Origin of the sequence: Streptodolium elevatio, assembly GCF_040649515.1 — a bacterium.
Lineage (GTDB): Bacteria > Actinomycetota > Actinomycetes > Streptomycetales > Streptomycetaceae > Yinghuangia > Yinghuangia elevatio.
On the sequence record NZ_JBEZFP010000082.1, the window covers coordinates 1 to 15042 of the forward strand.

Annotated in this window: 15 protein-coding genes; 9 read left to right on the plus strand and 6 right to left on the minus strand. The window is 70.1% G+C overall.

Annotated elements, in window-relative coordinates; genetic code table 11:
- A partial coding sequence (locus AB0C36_RS27230; protein ID WP_358358747.1) for a DUF885 family protein occupies window positions 1-408 on the plus strand: 408 nt, incomplete at its 5' end.
- Window positions 409-703: 295 nt separating this feature from the next.
- Here AB0C36_RS27230 and AB0C36_RS27235 read toward each other — a convergent pair.
- Complete coding sequence (locus AB0C36_RS27235) at window positions 704-1285, minus strand: CAP domain-containing protein (protein WP_358358749.1); 582 nt, start codon at window positions 1283-1285, stop codon at window positions 704-706.
- Window positions 1286-1558: 273 nt separating this feature from the next.
- Here AB0C36_RS27235 and AB0C36_RS27240 point away from each other — a divergent pair, with 273 nt between their 5' ends.
- Window positions 1559-2107 (plus strand): NUDIX hydrolase, encoded by a 549-nt coding sequence (locus AB0C36_RS27240; protein WP_358358752.1) that lies wholly within the window; start codon window positions 1559-1561, stop codon window positions 2105-2107.
- A 123-nt stretch (window positions 2108-2230) separates the two neighbouring features.
- Here AB0C36_RS27240 and AB0C36_RS27245 read toward each other — a convergent pair whose 3' ends face one another.
- Window positions 2231-3082, minus strand: coding sequence for an aldo/keto reductase (locus tag AB0C36_RS27245; RefSeq protein WP_358358755.1), 852 nt, complete (start codon window positions 3080-3082; stop codon window positions 2231-2233).
- Between the two features lie 336 nt (window positions 3083-3418).
- Between AB0C36_RS27245 and AB0C36_RS27250 the strand changes: the two genes are divergently transcribed.
- The 5 genes from AB0C36_RS27250 to AB0C36_RS27270 all read left to right on the plus strand — a co-directional run bounded on the left by AB0C36_RS27250 (window position 3419) and on the right by AB0C36_RS27270 (window position 8594).
- A complete protein-coding gene (locus AB0C36_RS27250) occupies window positions 3419-4336 on the plus strand; it encodes a helix-turn-helix transcriptional regulator (RefSeq protein WP_358358758.1) in 918 nt (305 codons plus the stop codon).
- Between the two features lie 159 nt (window positions 4337-4495).
- Window positions 4496-5614 (plus strand): serine/threonine-protein kinase, encoded by a 1119-nt coding sequence (locus AB0C36_RS27255; RefSeq protein WP_358358760.1) that lies wholly within the window; start codon window positions 4496-4498, stop codon window positions 5612-5614.
- A gap of 605 nt (window positions 5615-6219) precedes the next feature.
- Window positions 6220-7182, plus strand: coding sequence for an AraC-like ligand-binding domain-containing protein (locus tag AB0C36_RS27260; RefSeq protein ID WP_358358762.1), 963 nt, complete (start codon window positions 6220-6222; stop codon window positions 7180-7182).
- Between the two features lie 450 nt (window positions 7183-7632).
- Entirely contained in the window at window positions 7633-8082 is a 450-nt protein-coding gene (locus tag AB0C36_RS27265; protein WP_358358764.1) for a hypothetical protein, read from the plus strand.
- 104 nt (window positions 8083-8186) lie between these two features.
- On the plus strand, window positions 8187-8594 hold the full coding sequence (locus tag AB0C36_RS27270) for a hypothetical protein (RefSeq protein WP_358358766.1): 408 nt from the start codon (window positions 8187-8189) through the stop codon (window positions 8592-8594).
- A 522-nt stretch (window positions 8595-9116) separates the two neighbouring features.
- On the opposite strand, the gene AB0C36_RS27275 is transcribed toward AB0C36_RS27270, so the two are convergent.
- The gene (locus AB0C36_RS27275) at window positions 9117-10589 is read right to left on the minus strand and encodes an MFS transporter (protein ID WP_358358769.1); all 1473 of its coding nucleotides are present in this window, start codon (window positions 10587-10589) and stop codon (window positions 9117-9119) included.
- A gap of 157 nt (window positions 10590-10746) precedes the next feature.
- Between AB0C36_RS27275 and AB0C36_RS27280 the strand changes: the two genes are divergently transcribed.
- Window positions 10747-11394, plus strand: coding sequence for a TetR/AcrR family transcriptional regulator (locus AB0C36_RS27280; protein ID WP_358358834.1), 648 nt, complete (start codon window positions 10747-10749; stop codon window positions 11392-11394).
- Window positions 11395-11472: 78 nt separating this feature from the next.
- Here the strand turns inward: AB0C36_RS27280 and AB0C36_RS27285 are convergent, their stop codons facing one another.
- Together AB0C36_RS27285 and AB0C36_RS27290 are read right to left on the minus strand one after the other, a co-directional pair.
- Window positions 11473-12255 carry a hypothetical protein gene (locus AB0C36_RS27285; protein WP_358358772.1) on the minus strand — a complete coding sequence of 261 codons (783 nt, stop codon included), beginning with the start codon at window positions 12253-12255 and terminating at the stop codon, window positions 11473-11475.
- 264 nt (window positions 12256-12519) lie between these two features.
- The gene (locus tag AB0C36_RS27290; protein WP_358358774.1) at window positions 12520-13050 is read right to left on the minus strand and encodes a PadR family transcriptional regulator; all 531 of its coding nucleotides are present in this window, start codon (window positions 13048-13050) and stop codon (window positions 12520-12522) included.
- 126 nt (window positions 13051-13176) lie between these two features.
- Between AB0C36_RS27290 and AB0C36_RS27295 the strand changes: the two genes are divergently transcribed.
- Window positions 13177-13722: a hypothetical protein gene (locus AB0C36_RS27295; RefSeq protein ID WP_358358777.1), complete on the plus strand. Its 546-nt coding sequence runs from the start codon at window positions 13177-13179 to the stop codon at window positions 13720-13722.
- Window positions 13723-13813: 91 nt separating this feature from the next.
- On the opposite strand, the gene AB0C36_RS27300 is transcribed toward AB0C36_RS27295, so the two are convergent.
- Window positions 13814-14878, minus strand: coding sequence for a hypothetical protein (locus AB0C36_RS27300; RefSeq protein ID WP_358358780.1), 1065 nt, complete (start codon window positions 14876-14878; stop codon window positions 13814-13816).
- Window positions 14879-15042 lie beyond the last annotated feature (164 nt).

The window sequence follows — 15042 nt, forward strand, 5'->3', positions numbered from 1 at the left end:
CGCACGCTGACGCAGCTCAAGCGGATAGGTGAACGGACGTCCCATAACTCGATCCTTACACGTAATCGAGTCCCCACTTCACCCGGGGCGGTTCACCTGGAGCTGGAGATCCCCGCCGACAGCCCGTTCCACCCCGGCGAGCGCTGGACGCCCGACCTGGCGCAGGAGTTCTTCGGCGCGCACAGCAGCCGGTCCGCCGAGTTCATCGAAAGTGAGCTGACCCGCTACCTGACGATCCCGGGCCAGGCCATCGGCTACAAGCTCGGCGAACGCGCGTGGTTGCTGGGCCGCGAGAACGCCCGTCGCGCACACGGGGACGCGTTCGACCTCAAGGCCTGGCACATGGCCGCGCTGTCGCAGGGCTCGCTGGGCCTGGACGACCTGGTGGACGAACTCTCGGCACTTTAACTGCGGTTGTCGCAAAGCTACTTGCGGTCGCCGTACGCCTGCCCGACGGCCGTCGGGACGGCGCTTCGGGCGCGAACGCCTCTGCCAGGCAACCCGTTTCGGCTACCTGGCAGAGGCGGTCACGGCCGGCGTGCGTACGCGTCGCTCCGATGCGCGGCTGCCATCTGTCTGCACGATCGCGAACTGCCTTGCGCACGAACTGCGCTGTACGCGAGCCGCGTTGTGCACGAGCTGCGTTGTGCACGAGCTGCGTTGTGCACGAGCTGGGTTGTGCACGAGCAGCGTTACGCGGCAATCACCCGGCGGTACGGCTGCACACAGCGGGCCGGGCGCCCAGCTTCCGGTGGTACCCCAGGAGATTGACGTCCCAGTAAAGCCGGTCGTAACCGACGCCCCACGCCACGACATCGCGGCTCATCAGCGCCTTGTAGAACCCGTTTTCCGGGGTGGGGTCCGTGGCCATGTCGGCGAAGTGGCCGTCGTGGTTGTAGCCGGAGAACATGAACTCCTGGACCAGGTTCGAGTAGATGCCCGCGTCGTTGAGCCGGTCGCGCAGGCCCCGGCCGTCACTTCCGACGGAAGTGAGCCGCTTCATGCCGGCCATGTCCCGGGCGTGGCCGCGCCCGACCTCGCTCGCGCGGTCGGAGACCAGGAGCGGACTCAGCCCTTGCACAGTCCGTTCCTTGTTGATCTCGCAAGTGATGTAGTCGACGTCCGGGTAGTACTCGCGGGCCTGACGTACGTCCGCCGGAACAACCTGCGCCGCCGTCGGGCGGGCGGCGACCTCCGCAGTCGAGGCCAAGGCCGGGGCCGAACCCAGCAGGGACACGGCCGCCACAGCCGCGGCGACGACCGCCACACAGCGCCTACGCTTCACGATGCTCCTCCTGGACGCCCGAACCGGCTCGCTGCCGACACCGCAGACCGTGCCAGCCGACCGGCGCCCCTTCGAGCAACCACGCCGTTGGTTCACTCGCCCGGCGCACCCCGGCCGGCCGCGAGCGCGGGTGGCCTCGGCCAGGCCCGCGGTTGTGGAAGGACTGCGTACGGCGCCCCGAGCGCGAAATCCCGGGACGACTACGAGCGGGGAACCGACCTTCGCCACCGTACGATTCGGCAGAAGTCCGAACGACAAGCTGAAGGCCCCGCCATGGTCAAGAAGAGTGCCGGAATCATGCTCTACCGCGTCCTCAACAGCGGCGGTGAAGGCGATGCCAACGGCAACAGCAACGGCAACGGCAACGGCAACGGCATCGTCGAGGTGCTGATCGTGCACCCGGGCGGCCCGTTCTGGGCGCGGAAGGACGCGGGGGCCTGGTCGATCCCGAAGGGCGAGTACCTGGACGACGAGCAGCCGCAGGCGGCCGCCGTACGGGAGTTCGAGGAGGAAACGGGCGCGGTCGTGGACCCGGGCAAGGCCGTCGACCTCGGCTCGGTGACGCAGCGGAACGGCAAGATCGTCACCGCTTGGGCGGTCGAGGACGACTTCGACGTCACCACCCTGGTCAGCAACCACTTCGAGATGGTGTGGCCCCCCGGGTCGGGCACCGTCAGTAGCTTCCCCGAGATCGACCACGCGCTGTGGTGCACCCCCGAAGTCGCGCGGGAAAAGCTCAACCCGGCCCAAGTAGCTTTCGTGGAAAGGCTGTTGGAGCACCTCGCGGACGACCGCCGGGACGCGGACGACGACGTGCGCTAAGCCGCGGTCGCGGCCCGCTGGTGGTCGGGGGCCCGAAGGCGTTGGCAGCGGCATGCCGCCGTCGCCACGCCTCCGGTCGCGGCCCGACGGCGGCCTTGCCGGGATCCCAGGTCCCTGCCGGGGTCAGCTCTCCAGGCGTCGTTTGGCAAGCCAGGCGACCATTTCGGGGTCGTGGTGGTCGAAGAACAGCGTGGTGCCGGTGTCCAGGGCGGCGATCTCGGCCATCTGGTCGTCGGTGAGGGTGAAGTCGAAGACGTCGATGTTCTCGGCCATGCGCTCGGCGCGGACGGACTTGGGGATCGTGACGATGTCGCGCTGGACGAGCCAGCGCAGGACGACCTGCGCGACGGACTTGCCGTACTGCGCGCCGATCGCGGCCAGGACCGGGTGGGTGAACAGGTTGTTCTTGCCTTCGGCGAACCCGCCCCAGGACTGGTGCTGGACGCCGTGCTCGCGCATGAGTCTGTGGTCGGCGGCGCGCTGGAAGAACGGGTGCGTCTCGATCTGGTTGACCGCCGGGGTGACCTCGTTGTTGACGATCAGGTCCAGGAGCCGGTCGGGGAAGAAGTTCGCGACGCCGATCGCCTTGGCCCGCCCCGCGCGGTAAAGGTCTTCCATGGCGCGCCACTGGCCGTAGACGTCGCCGTACGGCTGGTGCATCAGGTAGAGATCGACGTGGTCCAGGCCCAGCTTGCCGAGCGACGCCTCGAAGGCACGCAGGGTGTTCTCCTGGGCCGGGGCGTCCTGAACCCACAGCTTGGTGGTGACGAACAGTTCCTCGCGCGAGACACCGCTGCTCTTGATCGCGCGGCCGACGGCCTCCTCGTTGCCGTACGCGGCCGCCGTGTCCAGGAGGCGGTATCCGGCGGCGAGCGCGTCGGCGACGGCGCGCTCGGTCTCCTCCGGCGGGATCTGGTAGACGCCGAAGCCGAGGATCGGCATCCGGGAGCCGGTGTTCAGGGTGACGTACTGCATGGGTGCTTCCTTCGGTGTCGGCGTGGTCGTGGCTGGCGGCGGCCGGGGGCCGGGGGGGGCACCGCGCGGCGGTATCCACCATGGCCCGCCCGCCTCTCCGATGCGCGCCGCCGTCCCTGGTCGGACGCGCCGCCCCCTCGGATGGAGCAGCGCCGGCCCGCGTGCCCGTATCAGGCGTGGCGGCGGTTCGGTACGGTCCGCGGCGCGACGCAAGGCATCGGCAGGAATCAACCTTCGCGCGTTTCCGCCCCTGGTGGCAGGGCGGGCCCTTCGGGGGTGACGACAGGGCCCCTCACGGCGTCGCCGCGCAGGTCAGCGCGGTGTGACACTGAAGTCATGGCACCCGAGCACACCCCGAGCGACAGCGCCGGCCTGGAGCTGGGCCGGTTCCTGCGCGCCCGCCGCACCCAGACCGGCCCGGACCAGGTCGGCCTGACCGTCGGCACGGGTCTGCGGCGTACCCCTGGGCTGCGCAGGGAGGAGTTGGCCACGCTCGCGGGGATCAGCATCGACTACTACGTACGTCTGGAGCGCGGCAAGGAGACCCGCCCCAGCCCGTCGGTGCTCGACGGGCTGGCCCGCGCGCTCCGCCTGGACGACCAGGAGCACCAGCACCTGCGCGAACTCGCCGCCCGCGCCGCGCGGTACGCCCCCGAGCCGCCGGCCGCGCCGAGCCGCACCATCCGTCCGCACGTGAAGCTGCTGCTGGAGGCGATGCGCCCGAACCCCGCGTACGTCGTCAGCCGCAGCTTCGACTTCCTCGCCTGGAACCCCGGCGGCCTCGCACTGTACGCGGGCCTGGACGACTGGCCCGCGAAGCAGCGCAATCTCGCCCGCTACCTCTTCCTCCACCCCGCCGCGCGCGACCTGTTCCCCGCCTGGGAGTCGCAGGTACGCGCCTGCGTCGCCCGCCTGCGCGCGCTGGCCGGCACCGCGCCCGACGCGCCCGACCTGACCCAGCTCGTCGGCGAACTGCTCCTGAAAAGCCCCGACTTCGCCAAGCTGTGGGAACGCTACGAGGTGACCGGCCGCAAACCCGCCGACAAGACCTTCCACCACCCCCACGTCGGCACCATCACCCTCACCGCCCAGTCCATGGAGCTCGAAGGCACCCCCGGCCAACGCCTCGGCGTGTACGTCGCCCACCCCGGTACGCCCGACCACGACGCGCTGCTTCTGCTCGACATGACGGCACCGCAGCCCGCCCCGTACCGCCCGGCGACGAACCTGCGGGAGCCCCGCGACAAACGTTGACGGGGCACCGACGCGCGACACCGGGCGGCAAGTGGCGGGCGGCGGCCGACGGGTCCCGGCCTCCAGGGATCCCGCATGCACCGTCGTGGCGGGTCGTCGTCGGCCGCCCCTAACATCTGGCGAACATGACATGACTCTTGAAGGGGACGTTTCCGAACCATGGCGGGCGAAGTCCCCGAGCCCCCTCAGCCCCGCTACACCGTCGACGCAGGCGGGTCACAGGTCCTCAGCCGCGGGGCCGACGCGGTCGTGTACGCGGCGACCGACAACGTGACCGACAGCCCTGTCGCCATGAAGGTGCTGCACAACGACGACCCCAGGGCCGTTGCGGGCTTCCGCCAGGAGGCGGACATGCTCATGCGCGTCCAAAGCCCCCATGTCGTAGCGGGCCTTGCGCAAGGCGAATTCGACAATGGCGCTCCGTATGTCGTCATGGAGCGGTTGAGCGGGACCGACCTGAGGACCCACCTCTCCACGGCAGGGGGACCGCTCAGCCTCGACGAGACGCTGCGCATCGGCGCGGGCATCGCCGCGGGGCTGAGCGCGACGCACGACGCGGGGATCGTGCACCGCGACGTGAAGCCGGAGAACGTGATGCTCGGCACGGACGGCAGCGTCAAACTCGTCGACCTGGGAATCGCGGCCTATCAGGATCCCGCGGTGCCCGACCTGAACCCGAACGCCGGATCCATCGGATACCTCGCGCCGGAGCGGATTCCGACGTCGGAGCAGCCTCCACCGCGGGGCGAACCGGCCACCGACCTGTACGGACTGGGCTCCGTGATCTACGAGATGGCTTCCGGGGGCAAGGCCTTCCCCGGCAGCGATGTCGTCGCTGTCCTGACCGCGCAAGTACACGGCGATGTGCAGCCACTCGACCAAGTTGCGGACGTACCCAAGGATGTCGCGGACCTGGTGACCGGCCTCATGCAGCCGTCCCCTGACGCGCGGCCGCAGCAAGCAGCGGACGTACAGCAGCAGTTGGTCGCATTCGCCGCACGGGAGACTGCGGCCGACACGGCTCAGGACGTGACGCAGATTGCCGCCCTGGGTATGGACGGAGCCCATACGGCGCTGTCGGCCGGACGAGACGCGGGCAGTGACGTCGGGCGCGACCAGCAGGGGCAGGGCCCTGGCCCCGGACGGGAGTCCGCCGCAATGCAACCAGGCGACGCAGCCGCCACCACGCCGGCGCCGGGTCCTCAGGACCAGACGTCCGGGAACCAGCCGGATCTCGGCCCGGACCCACCGTCGGCGGAGCTCTCGAAGGAGATGTGAGCACAGCGCGGTGAGCATCGCGCGGTGAGCACAGCGCGGTGAGCACACAGCGCGCGCAGGTGATCGCTGTCCCCGGTGGGTCAGGGTCGACACCTACGCCGTCCCCTTCACCGTGCTTCCCGCACAGCGGCCCGAGCTGCCGAATTGTCAGTTTCGTACGTATATAGAACGCGGCCGCCAAGACCCGGTCTTCGAACGACAGTGCCTACGGCCGACCCGATCGGGCCGGATCCGACGCATGGGCGTGAAGGGAAGGGCCCTCCCCGTGACCCGGCCGTGCCGGTGGCTATCATTCCCGGCGTATTCGAGGGGAGACGTCGGGTGCCCGCCAACGAGGGCCGCCAGTCAGCCAACGGGGACGCCGGACGCCGCGGCAACCGGGGCGGCAGCGACCGTCACTTCCGGCGCCGGTGCGTCCCGTCGGAGACGGAACGCTCCACGCAACCGTGCGGCCCGATATGGGCGGTGATGCCATGACGTGTCCGGAGACGCCGACGCATCGGCGGTCAGGCGGCGATCTCGCGCGACCCCTCCCGCCCGGTTCTTCAGGCCGTCACAGGCTCGGCCCGGATGGTCGCAGGCGACCGGCGTCGGTGCCGGCTCCCATGCCCTGCTATCCGGGTACGGGCGCGGCGCCTGACGTCGACGTGTGGCGGGAGATCCTGCGGGACTCGATCGTCGAACTGGACGCCACGCCGCTCGGACCGCCGGATCGTCACGCCTATACGGGATGGGTGAACGTCCTGGACCTCGGGGCGGTCAGCATCAGCGACGTCGCGTCGGACCCGGTGCGTGTCGCCCGCACTCCCCGCCTGATCAGTCGCAACCCCGTGGACTTCTACCACCTCCTTCTCGCCCGGCGTCCCAGCCGAGCGGCCGCCGGTACCTACCACGGACTGCTTCGGCCGGGCGACGCCGTGCTGGTCGACTCGACCCAGCCGTACTCGCTCACCGCCGACAGGTTCGCGCACTACCTGTCGATCAACGTGCCTCGGTCCGCCTTGCGGCGGGACCTCGCCGCCGCGCCGGTTCTCGGCGGCGTCATCCCGGCCCGCGACCCGATGCTTCGGGTGCTGGCCGCGGTCGTCACGGAACTCGGTCGCAACGTGAATGACCTGACGACCGAGACGATGGCCGAAGTCGGGCACACCACCTACGAATTGCTGATGTCCACGCTTCGCGCGTCGATGGGTGCCGGCGCCCGCCCCGGCGACGTACACCTGTCGCGCACCGCACAGTTGGCACGCATGCGGGTGTTCATCCGCCGGAACTTGGCCGATCCCGCCCTGTCGCCGCGCATGCTCGCGGACGCTTTCGGGGTCTCGATCCGCTACGTCGAACTCGTCTTCCGCGAGGCCGGCTCCTCCCCCGCGCGGTCCATCCGCGACACGCGGCTGGACGAGGCGCGGCGGATGCTTGCGGACCCTCGGCAAAGACACCGGTCGATCGCCGCGGTCGCCCACTCCGTCGGAATCGGTGATCCCGACGTCCTGGCCCGGGCCTTCCGCGGCCGGTACGGAACCACCCCGCGCGAGTACCGACACGACCGCGCCTCCGGCATCCGCTGATCCACCCTCCCGCTGTCCGGTCGGCGATCGGGTCCGCAACCGCGCGAAGACCTCGGGTTCCCCGGACGTCACCGCGCCCACCCACCGCAACGTCTCCTCGGCGCTGTTCGTGAATCGACGGGCGGCAGTACGCGGATCACCGGTTGCATCAACTCGAGATTGGCATCGTGGACGCGTTCACCACGAGGCAAGATCCACTGCCGAGACGTCAGGCTCGGCACGTGACGTTGTGGGGGACAACGATCGACACAAGATCGCGGCCGAATCCTTCGCGATCCCACCCCACATCAAATCGACGACCTCGTATCGCTCCTGCGGCATTCAGGAAAACAGGCTTCCGGCTTGCGGGTGTCGGGCGACAGCCCCGCATGACGGCCTCGGTATATCCGCCTCTCGCCGACTTCATGCCCGAGAGCAATCCCTTGACGGACAAACGATTCGAGAGGGCCCATGCCTCATCCCAGTGCACCTTCCACCACCACTCGGCGCTTCCCCCGCGGCCGACACATCGTCGCCGCGCTGTTCGGTGCGGCCGCCCTGGCTTCGCTGGGTGTCGTGACCGCGCCGTCGGCCGGCGCCGCCACGCTTCCCTCCGGCATCGCGTGGGACCACATCTACTCCGGCCCCGGGGTCAAGGTCTATGTCAAGGAACACGGAGACATGATCTCCGTGTGCGACACCTCGGCGAACGGCCACGCCGCCTGGGTGGCGGTCGACAACGTCTCCGACAACATCTCGGGCTACAAGCTCTCCGTCACCACGGGCAAGGGAACGTGCGCCACGCGCCAGGCCACCCAGGGCGGCCGATACGACCTGGCGGAGTACAGCACCATCGGCATGAGCTACGAGGGCCAAGGCGGACTCGGCAGCACCTACTCGGCATGGTCCAACGACCACTGACCGCGAATGCGTGGACGACGCGCCGCCCGGACTCCCGTACGGCAACGGGGAGTTCGATTCCAACGCTTGATCATCGTCAAATCGAACGAACCGGAGTGATCGGCATGAAAATCGGCATCAAAGCCAGAGTTCTCGGTGTTCTGGCCACCACCACCGCCCTGTCGTTCATCGGCGCATCTTCCGCGAGTGCATGGGTCCTGCCGTTGCCCTCGGTGTCCGGGAACTCCGTTGCGATCGCCGTCCCCGGGGCCTACGCCAAATTCGCGTACAACGGCGACCACTGGGGCATCGAGGACACAGCTGCGGATGGAAAGACGGCAATTGTGCAGTGGCGGAAGGGCTCGGAGAACGCGAGCGTCACGGGTGAGCTGCGGGTGGCCGGCAAGGGTGAGACCAACTCGACGACGATCGACTACCCCGAGAGCACCGTCCTCTTCTTCCGAGCGTGCGTGGACAACGCCTCGACGGCCATGATCTGCTCCGCCTGGGCCCGGACGACGGCCAGCGGCTGAGGATTGTCGGGCAACCGGCGAACGGCGTTGGCCTGCGGTCGCGTTGATCGTCCGGTCAGGGCGAGGTCGTGCATCCGCGGGACATCGCTCACGGCCCAGACCACGCCGTCGCCTTTGCGGTGGCAGTGGCGTGGGACGTTCCAGTTCTTCATCCGCGCGAAGACGTACTCGACGCGGGTGCGGACTCGTCGGTGGTCGCGGTTGTGCTCGACCCGCCGGCCGGTGACGTTTGGCTCGCCCGGCGGCGGCGGTGCGGGATCAGGCAGGCTGTGCCCCGGCAGCCGCCGCCGTCGGCGAGCACGGTCACCGCGCCGGCTGCGGTGTCGACGTCGGATTCGGCGAACGCCCGGCAGCCGTTGCGGTTGCCCGGCATCGGCCGACCGCGACCACCAGGCGGGTGTCCGCGTACACCCGCACCCGACCGACGCGACACGGCCATGTCGGCCGCGAGACAACCTTTGGAGACGCGAACAGCCGCGATGCGCCCGGGGTGGCAGTGCCCGGCGGGAGGCTCGTCGCCGCTCAGGCGGATTCCTCGGCGGGGTGTTCGTCGACGCTGTGGGAGTCGGTGAGGCTCAGCGCACCGCCGGCTGCGATCAGGCCGACGACGACGGCGAGCAGGGCGTAGGTGATGCGTTCGCCGCGGAAGAAGGACTCCACGAGGTCGCTGCTCCACACGCCGGCGGGTAGCTGGGTGGTGACCAGTACGGCGATCAGCGTGCCCACCATCGCGGTGCCGACGCTGGAGCCCACCTCCTGGGCGGTGTCGTTCAGGGCGGTGCCGATGGAGGTGCGGTTGGCGGGCATCGCCTCGACGAGGGCGACCGCGCAGATGGTCATGACGGTGCGCAGTCCGACGGTCATGACGACCATGCAGGCCGCGATGACGGCGTAGCCGTGCTCGACGCCCCACGCCAGACCGGCCAGGGCCCCGGCCAGGCAGGCGGCGCCGACCAGGCAGGCGATGCGGTGGCCGAAGCGGCGCGCGAGCCACTCGGACAGCGGGGTCGCGAGGAGCATCGTCACGATGATCGGCAGGTTCGCCAGGCCCGCGCGTACCGGGCTCCAGCCGTAGGCGTACTGGAAGTGCAGGATCAGCCCGAACATCACGCTGGCCATGGCGATGGAGGTGCCGACCTGCGCGATGGTGGCGCCGCGGACCGTGCCGTCGCGGAACAGACGGAGGTCCAGCATCGGGGCCGCGCTGCGGCGTTCGTGGCGGACGAACGCGATCCCGGCCGCGAGGGCGCCCGCGATCGAGGCGAGGGTGGGTACCGAGAGCCAGCCGTGCTCGACGCCGCTGGTCAGCGCATAGCAGGCGAGGCCGATGGCGGCGACGCTCAGGACCGCGCCCGGCACGTCGAGCTTGTCGTGGGTCAGGTCCTCGGGCCGGTCGGCGGGCACACCGAGGCGGACCCCGACGAAGGCGATCAGGGCGATCGGGGCGTTGACGACCAGCAGCCATTCCCACCGCACATGGGCCAGCGCGGTGCCGCCGAGCAGCGGGCCGAGGACGAAGCCGGACATGCCGACGATGATCATCACGGTCATGGCGCGCATCCGCAGCGCCTTGTCGTCGAACAGTCGGAACACCAGGGAGTTCGTGATGGGGGCCATCGCCGCGGCGGCTATGCCGAGGGCGGCACGCAGGGCTATGAGCTCACCTGCGGTGGTGACCCAGACGACGCACAGGCTCAGCGCGCCGAACACGGTCAGCCCGATCAGCAGGACGCGGCGCCGGCCGAGCCGGTCGGCCATCGATCCGGCGGTGAGCAGCAGGCCGCCGAAGGTCAGCGAGTAAGCGCCGGTGACCCACTGCAGGGCGGTGGTCCCGCTGCCGAGGTCGCGGCCGATGGTGGGCAGCGCGATCGACAGCAGCGTGTTGTCGACCATCTCGACGAAGAAGGCCAGGCAAAGGGCGGCCAGGGGAATCCACGCGGCGCGCAGGGACGGATAGGTGCGAGACGGGGTGGTCGAGAGCGTGGTGGCGACCATGGGCCTCCTCCTTTCGATCGAACATGGTTCGGTTATCGAACGTCGTACGATGAGTTACGATAGAACAACGTTCGATTCGATGCAAACAGGAGAGGTAGGAGCCATGGCACGCCAGCAGAACCGCGCCGGCGCAGGACGCCGACGGGCTTCGCACTCGATGGAGTCCGTGCTCGCCCAGGCCGCGGCCCTGCTCGACGAGGCCGGGCCGCAGGCATTGACCTTCCGGGCACTCGCCGAGCGCCTCGGCGGCGGCGCCGCCAGCATCTACTGGTACGTCGCGAACAAGGACGAGCTGCTCGACCGCACCACCGACCACGTGATCGGCACGGTCCTGGCCGACGTCGAAAAGCTGCCGGACACCGACGATCCGATCGACGACCTGCGCGCGATGGCCCTGACCCTGTTCGACGCCATCGTGGCGCGGCCCTGGCTGGCCGCCTACTTCATGCGCAACACCGACGTGCAGGGCAACGCGCTGCGCCTGTACGAGAAGCTCGGTCAGCAGACCCTGCGCCTCGACCTCACGGCGAGGCAGCGGTTCCACGCCGTCTCGGCGATCGTCGGCGTCGTCGTCGGCACTGCCATCGACCTGGGGCGGGTGCTGCCCGAAGAGCTCCTCGACAGCGCGGCGGACCGCGACGAGTACCTCGGGCGCTTTGCCCAGACATGGCGGGAACTCGACCCGGCGGAGTTCCCGTTCGTCCACGAGATCGTCGACGAGTTCGACGGCCACGACGACGTCGACCAGTTCCGCGCCGCCCTGGATCTCACCCTCACGGGCCTCCGCCGACAAGCCGGATCCTGAACCGGCCTCTGGGAAGCCGTTGTCCTGTCGGGCGTGAGCGTTGAGTTTGCGTTGGCGGTCCGACTTCCCTGCTGCGTGTCAGGCCTTCTGACGGGCCGCGTTGTAGAGCTTGGCCGTCAGTGCGGCGACCTCGTCCTGCGTGGGGCCCTCGCCGCCGATCCTCATCTGCGCCAAGCCCACGACATCGGCGGCGCCGAGGGTGGAGTGGTCGGACCAGGCGCAGACCGTGAACCGGAAGTCCGCGCCCTCGTCCGGCGCGCCTGCGACCTTGGTACGGGTGACCTGCATGTCCTGACACTTCATCAGCGCACCCTCAAAGCCGGCGGGCTTCACCGTTTTGGCGCTGCCGGCGGGCTGTATCTCCATCCCTTGGGGCTTTCCGGTGCCCTTCAAGCCCTTGTTTCCGGCAGTGGCCAAGTAGTTGTCGAGCGCCTTGGCGGGATCGGCGACCTCGCCGTAGTAGCCGTAGAAGGTCAGCCGCGTACCACCGACCTTCGTCCGGTCGGCGGGGTCGGTGCTGGGCGCGTTGTAAATGCCGGACACCGTCTGGGCGTTGTCGACCCCGAGGTCCTGGGCCTCCTTCGCGCCGGGCGTGTTGCCCGGGCTCGACTTCGTGTACGCGTCGATCGATTCCGGAGCGACGAGCTTGTAGCCCTTGGTGTCGTCGGCGACCTCGCTGTTTCCCACACCGCTGTTGCCCGCACCGCTGTCGCCCGAGGCGCCGGCCGTCGCACCCGCCGTGCCGCCGGCGCCTGGCGTCGCCTTCGCCTCCTCCTTGCCGTCCTCCGACCCACCGCACGCGGCGGTCGCCAGGAGGAGGGGTGCCAGGACGGCGGCGGCGAAGCGGGCGCGAACGTGCATGAAGAGGCTTCCTTCCCAAGAAGGTTCATATTCGACCTGTGCGTCTGCCAACTGACGTGACAGTCCGTCAGGCTGCCGCAGCGGCCGGGCCCGCGTCGACGGGGATCCCCCTCACGGGTCGGCGCCGGGTCAGGAAGCCGCGTCACCCAAGTCGACGCACCCGAGCTGCGGTACCCACGACCGGTGTTGTCGCCGGACCGACTGCCGTGGCGGGGTACGCAATTGCGGTAGCGGTACGGCCGCTCGGGGACGTCGCTGGGCCCTTCACTGCCCGCGTTCACCCGCGCGGACCTGTGCCGCCGCCCAGTCCGCCCACTCGCGTTGGGCGGCACTGATGCGCCGACCGTACTCGAGCGCGACCTTGCCGTAGACCGACAGTGGATCCTGGCCCCAGTCGATCGAGTCGGACAGTTCCTCGAAGCCGGCGAGGCGCGCCGCGGCGGCCTCGCCCTGCCGGGCCAGATAGTCGGCGGCCTCGTCGGCGGCCACCCGGCCCAGGAAGAAGACGCGCAGCAACATGTCGCTGCGCGCGGGCCGTTCGGGCGCGGTGCTCAGGAGCCAGTGCCGCAGTTCGGCAAGTCCCTCGTCGGTGATCGTGTACTCCTTGCGACCGCGGGGCCCTTGCGCCGCGACGGTCAGCAGTCCCACATCGCCCAGGCGTCCCAGTTCGCCGTAGACCTGGCTCTGGGTGGCGGGCCAGACGTGGGCGAGCGAGGTCTCGAACGTCTTCAGCAGGTCGTATCCGCTCGCCGGACGCTCGGCGACGAGTCCCAGGAGGGCGTGGCGAAGGCTCATAGGGCCGACCTTACCTGTGAATGTTTACCTGTCGTTGGTGGATGGTCCAATTCTGACATGTCATTGTTGACACGTCGCCGAACGGCCGACGGAACGCCGCGAGCGCGGCCGGGGAAAGGATTGACCATGGGCTACCTGCGCAGCTTCGTCCCGTGGGTCGCGTTCGCCGCGGTGTCGACCGCGGACTGGCGCTGGGGCGCGGCCGTCGGCTTGTTCGCGGCGGCCAGTTCGGTGCTCAGGGGCCGCCGTACCGGCGAGTCCGCCGATTTGCTCACCGTCAGCACCGCGGGCTTCTTCGCGGTGCTGACCGCCGTCGCGTTCACCGACCCCGGTTCTCCGGTACGCCACTGGACCGCCGCCGCGTCGGTCGCCTGGCTCGCCGTCACCGCGTGGGCCTCGATCGCCGCGCGCAAGCCGTTCACCCTGGTCATCGCGAAGCGCACGGTGCCGCGTGAGATCTGGGCGAAGCCGGCCTTCCTGCGCATCAACACCGTTCTGACCGCGGTCTGGGCGGCGTCCTTCACACTGACCGCCGCGACACTGGTCGCACTACGCGAGGCCGGCACCGGCGGCGGTGGCGCCTCGACGGCGGTCCAGGTGCTCGGCTTTGTGCTGCCCGCGCTGTTCACCGCGCGCTACCCGGAGTACGCCCGCCGCCGCGCCACCGCCTGACACCAACGGCAGTTCCCAGGCCGCGTGTTGAACCCCGCCCCGCGACGCCCGCCGGCCGTCGGGCTGTCCGACGGGGACGTGAACACACGGCCTATCTCCAGGCGGTGTACGGGCATTCGTAGGTCCGGTCGTAGAACGCCTGCAACCACGGCGTCCGGACCTCAGGCAGGCGGGCGAGGTGGTCGAAGAAGAGCCGCTCGTCCGGTCGGAACGGTACGGCGGATGGCGGCGGCGGCGCGTAGTCGTCCCGCAGGACGTCGTCCGGCATACGGCCGGTGGCCGGTATCGGCGCCTGGCGCTCCGGGAAGGCCAGATAACGCCACACGTCGAACGACAGCGGCACCACGGCGGGCTCGGACGCGCTCCCGGGCAACTGCCATGTCCGGCCGGTCTGCGGATGAACCGGCACGAGGACAAGGTCGGCGTCAGGCGTCGGCAGCCCCGGCCCGGCGAGGGCCAGCGTCAGTTCCGGCGGGCCCTGCGGTAGGACCGCGCGCAGCGGTCGCCGGAACGTGTGTGCGATCAGGCCGTCGGGCACCGCCACCGGAACTCCGCCGCACGCCGCGAGCAGGTGCGCCAGCGCGACACCGACGGCGGCCGCCCACTCCGGCTCCCACCAGCCGTACCCGTCGCGCGGCGGCGTGCCGGGCCGGTTGCGGAGCAGCGCCTCCCAGGTGTCCGGCGCCGGCGAGGGAGCGACGTCGGAAATGCGGCGGACTGCCGTCGGGTCCAGCCATACCGCCCGCCACAGCGCGTGGTCGTCGAGCAGCGTCGCCACCGCGTCGCCGCAGTGCTCGCATGCGAGGTTGGGGCCGTCGCGACCGTCGAGCCCACAGCAGTAGCCGTCCCGGCGCTCCGGGATGACCACGGTGCCACGTACGTCACCGGGGGCGACGACCACCGCTCCTGCGGGCCCGAAGGACACCACGGGCACCGGCGCGAAGAGCCCGCGTGCGGCGGCGTCGTCCGCGGCGACCTCCGACCATCGCCGCCACGGCGGTCCGAACGGCTCCGGATCGACGGCGTACGTACCCGACTCCATCAGCACCGGCATGAGCTCGCAGCTGTAGTGCTGCCGTGCATGCACCGGCAGGGCCACCCGCCGGACGGGCACGGTGAGTTCCGCCCCGCACGCCGCACACTCGAATGCATCCAACGGCGCCTCCCCCATCACGGCAAACACAGCGATGATCCCAACCCCGCCCCGAGCTCCCAACCGAATTTCCGGCGGCGCCCTCGGCGTCGGACGGACGAGCAGCCGGAATTGCCGACCGGGCTGTGCGGAGACCTCCGGTCGAACGACAGCGGCATGTGGTGGAG

What these genes read in the sequence shown, in the direction of transcription:
- AB0C36_RS27295 (WP_358358777.1), top strand. Translation starts at nt 13,177, where the DNA reads ATGGGCTACCTGCGCAGCTTCGTCCCGTGGGTCGCGTTCGCCGCGGTG.
- AB0C36_RS27275 (WP_358358769.1), bottom strand. Translation starts at nt 10,589, where the DNA reads ATGGTCGCCACCACGCTCTCGACCACCCCGTCTCGCACCTATCCGTCC.
- AB0C36_RS27265 (WP_358358764.1), top strand. Translation starts at nt 7,633, where the DNA reads ATGCCTCATCCCAGTGCACCTTCCACCACCACTCGGCGCTTCCCCCGC.
- AB0C36_RS27255 (WP_358358760.1), top strand. Translation starts at nt 4,496, where the DNA reads ATGGCGGGCGAAGTCCCCGAGCCCCCTCAGCCCCGCTACACCGTCGAC.
- AB0C36_RS27290 (WP_358358774.1), bottom strand. Translation starts at nt 13,050, where the DNA reads ATGAGCCTTCGCCACGCCCTCCTGGGACTCGTCGCCGAGCGTCCGGCG.
- AB0C36_RS27245 (WP_358358755.1), bottom strand. Translation starts at nt 3,082, where the DNA reads ATGCAGTACGTCACCCTGAACACCGGCTCCCGGATGCCGATCCTCGGC.
- AB0C36_RS27280 (WP_358358834.1), top strand. Translation starts at nt 10,747, where the DNA reads ATGGAGTCCGTGCTCGCCCAGGCCGCGGCCCTGCTCGACGAGGCCGGG.
- AB0C36_RS27250 (WP_358358758.1), top strand. Translation starts at nt 3,419, where the DNA reads ATGGCACCCGAGCACACCCCGAGCGACAGCGCCGGCCTGGAGCTGGGC.
- AB0C36_RS27270 (WP_358358766.1), top strand. Translation starts at nt 8,187, where the DNA reads ATGAAAATCGGCATCAAAGCCAGAGTTCTCGGTGTTCTGGCCACCACC.
- AB0C36_RS27260 (WP_358358762.1), top strand. Translation starts at nt 6,220, where the DNA reads ATGCCCTGCTATCCGGGTACGGGCGCGGCGCCTGACGTCGACGTGTGG.
- AB0C36_RS27285 (WP_358358772.1), bottom strand. Translation starts at nt 12,255, where the DNA reads ATGCACGTTCGCGCCCGCTTCGCCGCCGCCGTCCTGGCACCCCTCCTC.
- AB0C36_RS27240 (WP_358358752.1), top strand. Translation starts at nt 1,559, where the DNA reads ATGGTCAAGAAGAGTGCCGGAATCATGCTCTACCGCGTCCTCAACAGC.